Source organism: Macrococcus equipercicus (assembly GCF_024205945.1).
Classification (GTDB): domain Bacteria; phylum Bacillota; class Bacilli; order Staphylococcales; family Staphylococcaceae; genus Macrococcus; species Macrococcus equipercicus.
This window is the reverse complement of sequence record NZ_CP073809.1, coordinates 1,397,173-1,409,367: the sequence shown is the minus strand read 5'-3', so window position 1 is coordinate 1,409,367 and position 12,195 is coordinate 1,397,173. Positions and strand designations below refer to the sequence as shown.

Sequence of the window (12,195 nt, the reverse complement as noted above, 5' to 3'; positions counted from 1 at the left end):
AGGAGATGGCAAGATGAAATGGGTAATTGTAAGTGACAATCATGGTGAAGAAGTGCTGCGGGATATTCAGACGATTCATGATGACGCGGACTTATGGGTCCACCTCGGTGATTCTGAGTTTGACTATCATGCCCCTGAGCTGAAGCATTATACGAAAGTCGCCGGAAACTGTGACTACGGCGCTGACTTTAAAGACGAGCAGCTCATCCAGTATCATGATATCAACGCCTATATGACGCACGGCCATAAGTTATCTGTGAACCGCGGACTGAAGCAGTTAGCCGCCCGTGCCGCTGAACATCAGTGCAGCATTGCTTTCTATGGTCATACGCATGTACGGCATGTCGAGACAGTCGACGGCGTCGTCTGCATCAATCCGGGCAGTATCAGCCAGTCGCGCAGCGCTGACCCGGAAAGCTATGCGGTCATCACTTTTGATGAGACGGAGAAAGTCATCACCTTCCTGAATGAGCGGCATGAAATCATGGATAAAGAAGTTCTAGTATTTTAGTGTAATAACACTATAAAACTTTTAGCGATCTATTGTTTTCCCGCTAATTGTTGTTGACTTTAAAGTTCAAACTTGATTATAATTAATCTTGTCTTGAATGAGTCCTGGTAGCTCAGCTGGATAGAGCAACGGCCTTCTAAGCCGTCGGTCGGGGGTTCGAATCCCTCCCAGGACGCTAAAACAAAAGGAAATGTGATTCTTCACATTTCCTTTTTTATTTGTACAGTCATGATAAATCATATAAAATTTAACTAACAATCGATAGATGAGGGGTAAACCGATGAATAAATTTGATGAACAGATCATCGTGGTCGACAGAGAATCATTGTTCAGTCATGAAAAGAATGCATTTAACGGCTTTATTACTATAGAAGATCAGCGCGCCCTTGAAATGTTCGAGACATTGTCTAAATATGAAGTGAAACGTCGCGGTGATATGGAAGAGGACCCTGCGTTCAAGCAGTTGATCTCTTACTGTATCCTTGAAAATGAACACGACGAGCTGCTTGTCTATGAGCGTTTATCCGGCGGCGGTGAAGGAAGGCTGCACGGTCTGAGCTCACTCGGTATCGGCGGCCATATGAACCATCTGGACGGCGATGATATTGAGATGATCCTGATGGAAAACGCAAGACGTGAACTGGCAGAGGAAGTCGGCCTGTCAGCCATCCCTGACAACGACCTTGAACTTATGGGGTTCATCAACGATGATGACAATGAAGTCGGACGCGTACATATCGGACTTGTTTTCAAGATCAAAGTGGAGGCAGCACAGGTGAACGTTGTTGAGACGGATACGCTTGCCATCCAGTGGAGAAACAAGTCAGACCTTCTGGCGGCGGGCAGCTACGAGACATGGAGCCGGCTGATCATCGATGCACTATATACAGCAGGTTTCTAAATGAGTGAGATCATCATCTTCCCGAAAATAGATGACGGGCTGAACCGGCAGCTGGAAGAGGCGATGGCAGCACAAGATTACGAACGGGCTTATGATATCATCCATGAGATGGAGCGTCATATCGAGCTCAGTCATAAGCAGCAGCTCATCAAGCTCGAGATTTTACAGCACATCGGTTCATTTATTGAGCTCAGGGAAGAAGCAAGTATACTACTCAATCAAGGTCATCCTTCCTATGACGTGATCATCCGTTATTTCCTTGAAAGTCTGTTCGCACTCGAGCAGTACCAGACTGTGATTGAGCTCATTGAATCACTGCGCTCAGAAGACCTGGACCATGGGCTGATGATGCAGCTGCTGCCGCTTTACGATGCCGCACAGCACAGGCGTAATGAACGTGATAAACGTTCAACCGGTCAGCTGCAGCAGTTTCTCCAGTGGCCGGTCAGCCGGCAGCTGCACTATATGGTGGAACTTATTGAAGGTGAGCAGTTCAATTACTGCTCAACGGTCCGTCATTTACTTGGTCAGTCCCTTCATCCCAAAGTGCAGACACTGATGATTGAATATCTGCTGCTGGCCGGTGCTGAAGGGAAGATTCAGTTCAACAAGCTGGAGCAGCATGTGACTATTAATCTGGCCGATCTGCCTCATGTGCAGGAATCCAGGCTTGCTGCTGTATGGCCGCACGTCATCGACTGGTTTGATATGCATGCGCCGGCACAGTCGCCTGCGGTCAGCGAATGGCTGAACGACCAGCAGATGATGCGCTACCCGCTTGACTTCAAAGACAGTACGGATATGCTTTATGACATCGAAACGATAGCAGAAGCTTATGTTATATACTTGACGCGGCTGTTTGCACTTGAAGAGGAGACGCTTCAAGAGACAGCAGACCATACCGCCATTATCCGGGCCATTGAACGGACGGAGACTGCCGGCAGTTAAAATGATTCATATTGTTGAACGTCTTGTGAATTATGCTATAATAAAAGAGTTGAAAATTAACTGGAGGTTATTACACATGACAGCAAAATGGGAAAAGCAAGAAGGTAACGTAGGCGTTTTAACAGTTACTGTTCCTGCAGAAGAAGTAAATTCAGGCTTGGACAAAGCATTCAAAAAAGTCGTTAAACAAGTCAACGTACCAGGTTTCCGTAAAGGGAAAATGCCGCGTCCGTTATTCGAACAACGTTTCGGCGTTGAATCTTTATATCAGGATGCGCTTGATTTCATCTTGCCGGATGCTTATGCAGATGCAGTGGATGAAGCAGGGATCAACCCGGTTGACCGTCCTGAGATCGACATCGAACAGATGGAAAAAGGTAAAGAGCTGATCTTCACAGCGAAAGTGACTGTTGAGCCGGAAGTGACTTTAGGCGACTACAAAGGACTTGAAGTAGAAGCAGCAGACACTGAAGTGTCAGACGAAGAATTCGAAGCAGCTATCAATGCAGAACTTGCACGTAAAGCTGAACTTGTTGTTAAAGAAGACGGTGCTGTTGAAAACGGCGATGTTGTTAACCTGGACTTCGATGGTTATGTGAACGATGAGCAGTTCGAAGGCGGAAAAGCAGAAGGCTATGACCTTGAAATCGGTTCCGGCCAGTTCATCCCAGGCTTCGAAGAACAGTTAGTAGGTGCTAAAACAGGCGAAGAGAAAGACGTTACCGTTACATTCCCTGAAGAGTACCACGCTGAAGAATTAGCAGGTAAAGATGCAGTGTTCAAAGTGAAAATCAACGAAGTGAAAACTAAAGAAGTACCTGAACTTGATGACGAGTTAGCGAAAGAGCTTGATGAGTCTGCTGAGTCAGTGGATGCTTACAAAACAAAATTCCGCGCTGACTTAGCTGAGCAGAAGAAATTCGCCGCTGAAAACGCGACAAAAGAATCATTGATCGCTCAAGTGACTGAGAATGCACAAGTTGATATTCCACAGGCTATGGTTGACACTGAGCTCGGCCGCATGATGCAGGAATTCGAACAGCGCATCGCACAGCAAGGGTTAAACCTTGAGTTGTACTACCAGTTCTCTGGTCAATCAGAAGAGCAGTTAAAAGAAAGCATGCAGGAAGATGCAGAGAAACGTGTTAAAACAAACTTAACACTTGCTGCTATCGCTAACGCAGAAAACATTGAAATCTCTGATGAAGATGTAGAAGCTGAATTAACTAAAATGAGCGAACAGTTCGGTTTATCAGTAGATGATATCCGTTCAGCGCTTGGCAACACAGCTGTGCTGAAAGATGACCTGCGCATCCAAAAAGCAATCGATGTATTAGTCAGCGAAGCTAAAACTAAGTAATAAGAAAATATAATTGATGAAAAGGGGCCATATATCTATTCACTGGATATACGGCCGTCTTTTTATGTAGAGATATATCGGCTTTCTCGTCATGACCGTCCATAAGCATTCATATTGCATGCAGACTGAGAATACGTTATGATAGTAAGCCAGCGAAATAATTGAATACGGGCATTGTTTGACTTTCTGACTGTTTAACTGCAGAAGCTGCAAGTCAGACTCTTCCCGGTTTAATTAGTTGCATATCATGTATCTTTTTAGTATATTCGTCTAAAGACAGGGGTGTAGACATGTTTAAATTTGATGAAGATGAAGAAAACTTGAAATGTTCCTTCTGTGGTAAGGATCAGGACCAGGTTAAGAAATTAGTAGCCGGCAGCGGCGTTTATATATGCAATGAATGTATTGAACTATGTGCTGAGATTGTCGAGGAAGAACTGAAGACAACGGGTACAGAGGAACTGACAGAAATACCGAAACCTAAAGAAATGCTGGCGCTGCTGGATGAGTATGTCATCGGCCAGACAAAGGCGAAAAAAGCACTTGCGGTAGCGGTTTACAATCACTACAAACGTATTGTTCAGCCTGCTAAAACAGATGAAGAAGAAGTCGAACTGCAAAAAAGTAACATCGCACTGATCGGTCCTACCGGTAGTGGTAAGACGCTTCTTGCACAGACACTTGCCCGTTCACTGAACGTGCCGTTCGCTATCGCAGACGCGACAAGCCTGACTGAAGCGGGCTATGTCGGCGAAGACGTAGAGAACATCTTGCTGCGTTTAATTCAAGCCGCTGATTTTGATATTGAGCGCGCTGAAAAAGGCATCATTTATGTCGATGAAATCGATAAGATTGCCCGTAAATCTGAGAACACTTCAATTACGCGTGATGTGTCAGGTGAAGGGGTGCAGCAGGCACTGCTGAAAATTCTTGAAGGGACTGTAGCTTCTGTCCCACCTCAAGGCGGCCGTAAGCATCCGAACCAGGAATTCATTCAGATTGATACAACCAATATTCTGTTTATTCTCGGCGGTGCGTTTGACGGTATTGATGAAGTCATCAAACGCCGTCTCGGTGAAAAAGTCATCGGCTTCACAGGTCAGAAAGACAAAGACATCGATGAAGCGGCGCTGTTATCACAGATCAAACCTGAGGACCTGCAGGCATATGGTCTGATTCCTGAGTTCATCGGCCGTATTCCGGTTGTTGCGAACCTGGAACAGCTCGACGTTGATGCGCTGAAGAGCATTTTGACGCAGCCGAAAAACGCGCTTGTCAAACAGTTCAAGAAGATGCTTGAACTGGACGGCGTTGAACTTGAATTCACAGATGAAGCGCTGACAGCGATTAGTGAACTGGCAATCGAACGTAAAACAGGGGCACGTGGCCTGCGTTCAATTATTGAAGAAAGTCTGATGGATATTATGTTTGATATCCCATCTGAAGAGAACGTCGCTAAAGTCATCATCACAGAAGAGACGATCCGTGAATCGACTTCTCCGGAGATGTATGATGAAGCTTCAAACTTGATCGAGTCAGAAAAATCAGCATAACACTTAACCTCATGGGGTCGTTTACTCTATGAGGTTTCTTTTTGATGATTTGACTATGTATAATAAGAAGAAAAACAGGAGAAAACTATGAATATCAATCCGAACAACGTAGAAATCATTATCAGTGCGGTCAAGCCGGAGCAGTATCCGGACACGGGACTGCAGGAAATCGCGCTTGCCGGCCGGTCAAATGTCGGGAAGTCGTCCTTCATCAATACGATGATCAACCGCAAAAGCATGGCGAGAATTTCATCGAAACCGGGTAAAACACAGACGCTTAACTTCTTTAACATTGATGAGCAGCTCGTCTTTGTCGATGTGCCGGGCTACGGTTATGCAAAAGTATCAAAATCAGAGCGGGAACGCTGGGGTAAAATGATCGAGACTTATTTGACGACACGTGAGAATCTTGCGGTTGTCATTCAGCTCGTTGATATCCGTCACGAACCGACGCAGGATGACGTCCTGATGTATGATTTTCTGAAGCATTACGACATTCCCGTCATTATCATCGCAACGAAAGAAGACAAAATCCCAAAGGGCAAAGTGCAGAAGCATCTGAAAGTAGTCCGTCAGACACTTGAGATGGATTCTGGTGACACTTTGATCAGTTATTCGTCATTATCAAAAGATAAAAACACATTGATCTGGCAGGCCATCGAAAAATATTTATAGAGCATGAGCCCTTATCAAACAATGGAATTATGTTATAATAGGACTAATGGCTATAAATGGGGGCGACATGAATGCATATTGTTGTAGTGAGCGTTAATCATCGTACAGCAGATGTAAGTTTAAGAGAAAAACTGACATTTTCAGAGTTGAATATAGAAGAGGCACATCAAACACTGATCAACCAGAAATCAGTGTTTGAAGGAATTATTGTATCGACATGTAACCGGACGGAGATTTATGCGGTCGTCGACCAGCTGCATACAGGACGCTACTACATTCAGTCATTTTTAGCAGAATGGTTTGATGTGGCATTGGAAGTCGTGAAGTCAGTCACTACGGTCAAAGTAGACGACGAAGCAGTCGCTCATCTCTATAATGTGACAGCAGGGCTTGATTCAATCGTCCTCGGTGAGACGCAGATTTTAGGACAGATCCGCGACAGCTTTCTAATGGCCCAAAGTGAAGGGACGACCGGCACGATTTTCAACAAATTGTTCAAGGAAGCCATCACTTTGGCGAAACGTGCGCATTCTGAAACGGACATCTCTTCTAAAGCAGTGTCGGTGTCATATGCTGCGGTGGAACTGTCGAAGAAAGTGCTTGGTACATTGAATGACAAACGGATTTTGATCATCGGTGCAGGAGAGATGGCGGAGCTCGCGCTTGAGAACTTATCAGGCAGTGGTGCTGAACATATCACAGTCATCAACCGCACACCGGAGAAAGCAGTGTCACTTGCTCATAAGTTCGGCGGCAGACATATGATGATCAGTGAACTGCAGTGCGCATTGATGAACAGTGACATCGTCATTTCATCAACAAGCGCCCGTGATTATATCATTACTGAGGAGATGATGAGCGGCCTGATGCGCATGCGTCCGTCTCATCCGATTGTGCTGATTGATATCGCCGTTCCGCGTGACATTGATCCGATGGTCGGCAGGCTGGATCTCGTCTTCAATTATGATGTGGATGACTTGAAAGGTCTTGTTGATGCCAATCTTGCTGAGCGTGAGAAAGCAGCTGAGAAAATCCGCTTGATGATTGATACATCAGTACTGCAGTTTACAGAATGGGTGAATATGCTCGGTGTAGTTCCGGTCATTACGGCACTGCGCGAGAAAGCACTCCGTATTCAGGAAACAACGATGGAAAGCATCGAGCGCAAAATGCCCGACCTTTCTGACCGTGACCGTAAAGTGATCTCGAAGCATATGAAGAGCGTCATCAACCAGATGTTAAAAGATCCGATTCAGCAGGCGAAAGAACTGAGCGGCCATAACAACCGCAGTGAAGAGCTGCAGTTCTTCCAGGAGATTTTTAATATTACAACTGAAGTAGAAATCATTAACGAACGGGAAAACTATAATATTAAATCATTTCGGGGGCAGCTTGAACCAAGAAATGGGTGAGTGAATGTCTGATATAGTTATGATTCGGTTGCACGAGGCAATACTCTTCATCTACATGTTGAGTGTTGCCTGTTATTTCTTCGATTTCGTTGAGAAAAACAATAGAGTAAAGAAAACCGGTTTTATGATGTTAGTGGGCGTATTTATGATGCAGACACTGCTTGTGGGCCAGTTCATCGTTAATACCGGAAGGTTTCCGGTGCAGACGATCAGCGAAGGGTTTTATTTCTTCACCTGGCTGATCATTTTGATCTCCATCATTCTGTCGGTGAGCACGCGGTCGGAACTGATCACGTTTATGATGAACTTGATCGGCTTTACGTTTATGGCGATCCATACGTTTCAGCCGCTGCAGTATAACTCGGATACCGCTGTCTCGCATATGATGAACGAACTGCTGATGATTCACGTGACGCTCGCCATCACAGCGTATGTCATGTTTCTTATCGCGGCGCTGCACGCGCTGCTGTATTTAATACAGATGAATAACTTAAAGAAGAAGAAATTCAATCAGAAGTTTTTCAGGATCAATGACCTTGCGTCCATCGGGAAATTTGTCAGTATATTCAGTATAGCGGGTTTTGTGCTTCTTCTGATTTCTCTCATTCTCGGCGTACAGTGGGGGCTGATCCTGATCGGCGGCTCCATCTGGGCGGACAGCAAAGTAATCGGTTCCATGATTGTGCTGTTCATATACGGTGCATTCATATTTGTATTTAATCAGAAACGTTTGAAAGTGAATATTTTGATGGAGATTAATATTATTCTGTTCTTGATCTGTATGATTAATTACCTGCTCTTATCCAGATATTCTGAATTTCATCAGTTAATCAACTAGGAGGCTTCACATGAGAAAGATTATAGTAGGAACAAGAAGAAGTCAGCTTGCTCTGACACAGAGTAACCAGTTTATCCAGAAAATTAAAGACCGTTTCCCTGAAGTGGACATTGAAATCAAGGAAATTGTCACAAAAGGCGATAAAATCGTTAATGTGCAGCTGTCAAAAGTCGGCGGCAAAGGCTTGTTCGTCAAAGAGATTGAACAGGCGCTGTTTGACAAAGAGATTGACATGGCCATCCATTCGCTGAAAGACGTGCCAAGTGAACTGCCCGATGGACTGACGCTCGGCTGTATTCCAGATAGAGAGGATCCACGCGATGCCTTCATCTCTAAAGGTCATGTGAAGTTAGCAGATTTGAAGGCAGGGAGTGTCATCGGTACAAGTTCGCTGCGCCGGGGTGCTCAGCTGCTGAGCTTATATCCTGAACTTCAGATTGAATGGATCCGCGGCAATATTGACACGCGGCTGAATAAACTGGAACATGAACATTATGATGCGATTATTCTAGCAGCGGCCGGTCTGAAACGGATGGGCTGGAGCGATGACACCGTCACTGAATATCTGGACCATGAAACAATGCTGCCGGCTATCGGCCAGGGCGCACTCGGTATTGAATGCCGTGCAGACGATATAGAAGTGCTGGAGCTGTTACGAGCGGTCCATAATGAAGAAGTGGAGCGCTGTACACAGGCTGAACGCCAGTTCCTGAAACTGATGGATGGCAGCTGTCAAGTGCCGATTGCAGGTCATGCAGTCATAGACGGAGACCAGATACATTTCAAAGGTCTTATTATGTCTCCGGACGGGAAAGAGAAATATGTTTCTGATGTCACCGGAACTGATCCGGCTGCAGTCGGCCGTCAGGCAGCAGAAGAGATGCAGGTTAACGGGGCACACAACATCATTGCAGCGTTGAATGAAGAAGGAAGCCGGTAATATGAAGCCAGTTATATTGATGACTGACAGCCACGCCACTAAGAGCGATAAAGTAGACATTGTCCATCTTCCTTTAATAGGAATACGACAGCTGCCTGTTGTTCACGCGTATGCTCGTAATCAATATGACTGGCTTCTTTTTACGAGCAGAAATGCAGTCCGGCTCTTCTTTGAGCAGTATCCGGACATCACATTCAGCAAAGTGGCTTCAATCGGCAGCAGGACTTCAGAGGCACTTATCACGCATGGTGTCGCAATCGACTATGAGCCGCCTGAATTCAATCAGGAGTCATTTATCGCGCATGCGGCGGACCGCTTTGACGACTGCTCGATTCTACTGCCGTGCAGTGCAAAGGCGCGGCCGAAGCTCGCGGATTTTCTGAGCAGGCGGGCAGCCGTGACAACAATCGCCCTCTATGAACCTGTCACCAATGAAAATAATGCAAAGAAGATGAACACACTGCTCTTGAGTGGTAGTATAGATGTGGTCGTATTTATGAGTCCGTCAGCCGTCCGCGCCTATTTTACGGCGTACAGCAAGATTCATCAGCTGGTCGTAGCGATTGGGCCGGTGACGAGCCGGGCGCTGCAGAACGTTCATCAGCCGCATATCACCGCCTTGCAGTCAACGAAAGAGGCAATTATCGATAAAATACTTGAAATGAGGGACAGTAATGCAATTTGACAGACATAGAAGACTTCGCTCTTCAGCCGTAATGAGAGACATGGTAAGAGAAACTACCATTTCCAAAAAGGATTTGATCTATCCTATCTTTGTTATTGAGAAAGATGATGTGAGAAACGAGATTCAATCGATGCCGGGAATTTTCCAGCTCAGTCTGAACCTTCTTCATGAAGAACTGAAAGTGTCTTATGATCTCGGCATTCGCGCTGTGATGTTCTTTGGTATTCCGAACGAGAAGGATGCATGCGGCACTGGTGCATTCATCGATGATGGCATTATCCAGAAGGCAACACGTCTTTGCAAACAGCTGTATCCTGATATGCTTGTTCTTGCGGATACATGTCTTTGTGAGTATACGGACCATGGTCACTGCGGTGTACTGGATGATCACGGTGATGTCATCAATGACGAGACGCTGCCGATTCTTGTGCAGACGGCCGTCTCACAGGCAAAAGCAGGTGCTGATATCATTGCACCGAGCAACATGATGGATGGCTTTGTCGCGCATATTAGACAGGGTCTTGATGAAGCAGGCTTCTACAATATCCCTATTATGAGCTACGGCATCAAATATGCTTCAGCATTCTACGGTCCGTTCCGTGACGCCGCTGAAAGCACGCCGCAGACAGGAGACCGGAAATCCTACCAGATGGATCCGGCGAACCGTCTGGAAGCGATGCGCGAACTTGACAGTGATATCGCAGAAGGTGCTGACATGATGATCGTGAAGCCGGCACTCAGCTATCTTGATATTATCCGTGATGTGCGCAACAACAGCAATCTGCCGGTCGTCGCCTACAATGTCAGCGGTGAATACGCGATGACGAAAGCCGCTGCACAAAACGGCTGGATTGACGAGGAACGCATCGTGATGGAACAGATGATTTCCATGAAGCGCGCTGGTGCAGACATGATCATCACTTACTTTGCTAAAGATATTTGCAGCTACATCAATAAAGGAGGATACTAATGAATCGTTCACAGCAGGCATTCGAAGCAGCACAGAAAGTCATGCCGGGCGGCGTCAACAGTCCGGTCCGGGCGTTCAAGAGCGTAGATATGGACCCGATTTTCATGGACCATGGTAAAGGCTCAAAAATATATGATATCGACGGCAATGAGTATATCGACTATGTCCTGAGCTGGGGCCCGCTTATTTTAGGGCATGCTGATCCGACAGTCACTGAACAACTGAACAAGACTGTCTTGAACGGCACAAGCTTCGGCGCGCCGACTGAGCTCGAGACGAAAATGGCGGAACTTGTCATTGAACGCGTCCCGTCCATTGAGATGGTCCGTATGGTTTCAAGCGGTACTGAGGCGACACTTGCTGCCCTGCGTCTCGCGCGCGGCTATACTGGCCGGAACAAAATTCTGAAGTTCATCGGCTGCTACCACGGTCACAGTGACAGTCTGCTCATTAAAGCGGGCTCTGGTGTAGCGACGCTTGGACTGCCGGATTCCCCTGGTGTACCGAAAGGAACGGCTGAAAACACAATCACGGTTCACTATAATGACCTTGATGCAGTGAAGACAGCATTTGAGAAATATGGTGATGATATTGCCTGTGTTATCGTTGAACCCGTAGCCGGTAATATGGGCGTTGTCCCACCGGTGGAAGGTTTTCTGCAAGGACTGCGGGACATCACAAATGAATATGGTGCGCTGCTGATCTTTGATGAAGTCATGACAGGCTTCCGCGTCGGCTACAACTGTGCGCAAGGTTACTTCAATGTGACACCCGACCTGACTTGTCTCGGCAAAGTTATCGGCGGCGGACTGCCGGTAGGCGCGTTCGGGGGCAGACGTGACATTATGGAACGTATCGCACCGGCAGGAGATATTTACCAGGCAGGCACACTGAGCGGTAATCCACTGGCGATGACCGGCGGCTATTATACGCTCAGTCAGCTGACAGAAGACAGCTATACGTATTTCAATCAGCTGGGTGACCAGCTGGAAGCGGGCTTAACAGAAGTGTTCGCTAAACATAGTGTGCCGATCACGATTAATCGTGCCGGCAGCATGATCGGCTACTTCCTGAATGAACAGAAAGTGACGAATTTTGAGACGGCGAGCAAGTCTGACCTCAAGCTGTTTGCGAAGATGTACCGCGAGATGGCTGCAAATGGTGTGTTCCTGCCGCCGTCCCAGTTCGAAGGCATGTTCCTGTCAACGAAGCATACATCAGCAGATATCGAGAAAACTTTAGCGGCATTTGATAAAGCGCTGAACGCCGTTAAATAAAGGGTTTATATAATGAAAATCACATTATTCTCATGTGATTTTCATTTTTTTTTATGAATGATGTTTATATTCCTGATTAAAGGCAATAATATTGATGTAAATAAAATTTACAAAAATAATCTTAA

At 46.2% G+C, this 12,195-nt stretch carries 12 protein-coding genes and 1 tRNA gene; all 13 read left to right on the top strand.

Annotated elements, in window-relative coordinates; genetic code table 11:
• The first annotated feature begins 13 nt into the window (after positions 1–13).
• The 13 genes from KFV11_RS07340 to hemL all read left to right on the top strand — a co-directional run bounded on the left by KFV11_RS07340 (position 14) and on the right by hemL (position 12,070).
• Entirely contained in the window at positions 14–511 is a 498-nt protein-coding gene (locus KFV11_RS07340; RefSeq protein ID WP_149458446.1) for a metallophosphoesterase family protein, read from the top strand.
• Positions 512–612: 101 nt separating this feature from the next.
• Positions 613–686, top strand: a tRNA-Arg gene (locus KFV11_RS07335).
• A gap of 105 nt (positions 687–791) precedes the next feature.
• The gene (locus tag KFV11_RS07330) at positions 792–1,412 is read left to right on the top strand and encodes an NUDIX domain-containing protein (RefSeq protein ID WP_149458447.1); all 621 of its coding nucleotides are present in this window, start codon (positions 792–794) and stop codon (positions 1,410–1,412) included.
• The gene (locus KFV11_RS07325; protein ID WP_254249589.1) at positions 1,413–2,360 is read left to right on the top strand and encodes a hypothetical protein; all 948 of its coding nucleotides are present in this window, start codon (positions 1,413–1,415) and stop codon (positions 2,358–2,360) included.
• A gap of 76 nt (positions 2,361–2,436) precedes the next feature.
• Positions 2,437–3,720, top strand: a complete 1,284-nt coding sequence (gene tig / locus KFV11_RS07320; RefSeq protein ID WP_149458449.1) for a trigger factor — start codon at positions 2,437–2,439, stop codon at positions 3,718–3,720.
• Positions 3,721–4,010: 290 nt separating this feature from the next.
• A complete protein-coding gene (gene clpX, locus KFV11_RS07315; RefSeq protein ID WP_149458450.1) occupies positions 4,011–5,273 on the top strand; it encodes an ATP-dependent Clp protease ATP-binding subunit ClpX in 1,263 nt (420 codons plus the stop codon).
• A gap of 87 nt (positions 5,274–5,360) precedes the next feature.
• Positions 5,361–5,948: a ribosome biogenesis GTP-binding protein YihA/YsxC gene (gene yihA, locus KFV11_RS07310; protein WP_149458451.1), complete on the top strand. Its 588-nt coding sequence runs from the start codon at positions 5,361–5,363 to the stop codon at positions 5,946–5,948.
• A 71-nt stretch (positions 5,949–6,019) separates the two neighbouring features.
• The gene (gene hemA, locus KFV11_RS07305) at positions 6,020–7,360 is read left to right on the top strand and encodes a glutamyl-tRNA reductase (protein ID WP_149458452.1); all 1,341 of its coding nucleotides are present in this window, start codon (positions 6,020–6,022) and stop codon (positions 7,358–7,360) included.
• A 145-nt stretch (positions 7,361–7,505) separates the two neighbouring features.
• On the top strand, positions 7,506–8,198 hold the full coding sequence (gene ccsA / locus KFV11_RS07300; RefSeq protein ID WP_254249588.1) for a cytochrome c biogenesis protein CcsA: 693 nt from the start codon (positions 7,506–7,508) through the stop codon (positions 8,196–8,198).
• Between the two features lie 10 nt (positions 8,199–8,208).
• Positions 8,209–9,138 carry a hydroxymethylbilane synthase gene (gene hemC / locus KFV11_RS07295; protein WP_149458454.1) on the top strand — a complete coding sequence of 310 codons (930 nt, stop codon included), beginning with the start codon at positions 8,209–8,211 and terminating at the stop codon, positions 9,136–9,138.
• Between the two features lies 1 nt (position 9,139).
• Positions 9,140–9,823: a uroporphyrinogen-III synthase gene (locus KFV11_RS07290; protein ID WP_170234517.1), complete on the top strand. Its 684-nt coding sequence runs from the start codon at positions 9,140–9,142 to the stop codon at positions 9,821–9,823.
• On the top strand, positions 9,813–10,793 hold the full coding sequence (gene hemB, locus KFV11_RS07285; RefSeq protein ID WP_149458456.1) for a porphobilinogen synthase: 981 nt from the start codon (positions 9,813–9,815) through the stop codon (positions 10,791–10,793). Before KFV11_RS07290 ends, hemB begins: the two co-directional genes overlap by 11 nt.
• Positions 10,793–12,070, top strand: coding sequence for a glutamate-1-semialdehyde 2,1-aminomutase (gene hemL / locus KFV11_RS07280; RefSeq protein WP_436970198.1), 1,278 nt, complete (start codon positions 10,793–10,795; stop codon positions 12,068–12,070). The genes hemB and hemL overlap by 1 nt, the downstream gene beginning before the upstream one ends.
• Positions 12,071–12,195 lie beyond the last annotated feature (125 nt).

Bases quoted from the DNA above. Each gene is read 5' to 3' on its own strand.
- KFV11_RS07340 (WP_149458446.1), top strand. From the start codon at position 14: ATGAAATGGGTAATTGTAAGTGACAATCATGGTGAAGAAGTGCTGCGG.
- KFV11_RS07330 (WP_149458447.1), top strand. From the start codon at position 792: ATGAATAAATTTGATGAACAGATCATCGTGGTCGACAGAGAATCATTG.
- KFV11_RS07325 (WP_254249589.1), top strand. From the start codon at position 1,413: ATGAGTGAGATCATCATCTTCCCGAAAATAGATGACGGGCTGAACCGG.
- tig (WP_149458449.1), top strand. From the start codon at position 2,437: ATGACAGCAAAATGGGAAAAGCAAGAAGGTAACGTAGGCGTTTTAACA.
- clpX (WP_149458450.1), top strand. From the start codon at position 4,011: ATGTTTAAATTTGATGAAGATGAAGAAAACTTGAAATGTTCCTTCTGT.
- yihA (WP_149458451.1), top strand. From the start codon at position 5,361: ATGAATATCAATCCGAACAACGTAGAAATCATTATCAGTGCGGTCAAG.
- hemA (WP_149458452.1), top strand. From the start codon at position 6,020: ATGCATATTGTTGTAGTGAGCGTTAATCATCGTACAGCAGATGTAAGT.
- ccsA (WP_254249588.1), top strand. From the start codon at position 7,506: ATGATGCAGACACTGCTTGTGGGCCAGTTCATCGTTAATACCGGAAGG.
- hemC (WP_149458454.1), top strand. From the start codon at position 8,209: ATGAGAAAGATTATAGTAGGAACAAGAAGAAGTCAGCTTGCTCTGACA.
- KFV11_RS07290 (WP_170234517.1), top strand. From the start codon at position 9,140: ATGAAGCCAGTTATATTGATGACTGACAGCCACGCCACTAAGAGCGAT.
- hemB (WP_149458456.1), top strand. From the start codon at position 9,813: ATGCAATTTGACAGACATAGAAGACTTCGCTCTTCAGCCGTAATGAGA.
- hemL (WP_436970198.1), top strand. From the start codon at position 10,793: ATGAATCGTTCACAGCAGGCATTCGAAGCAGCACAGAAAGTCATGCCG.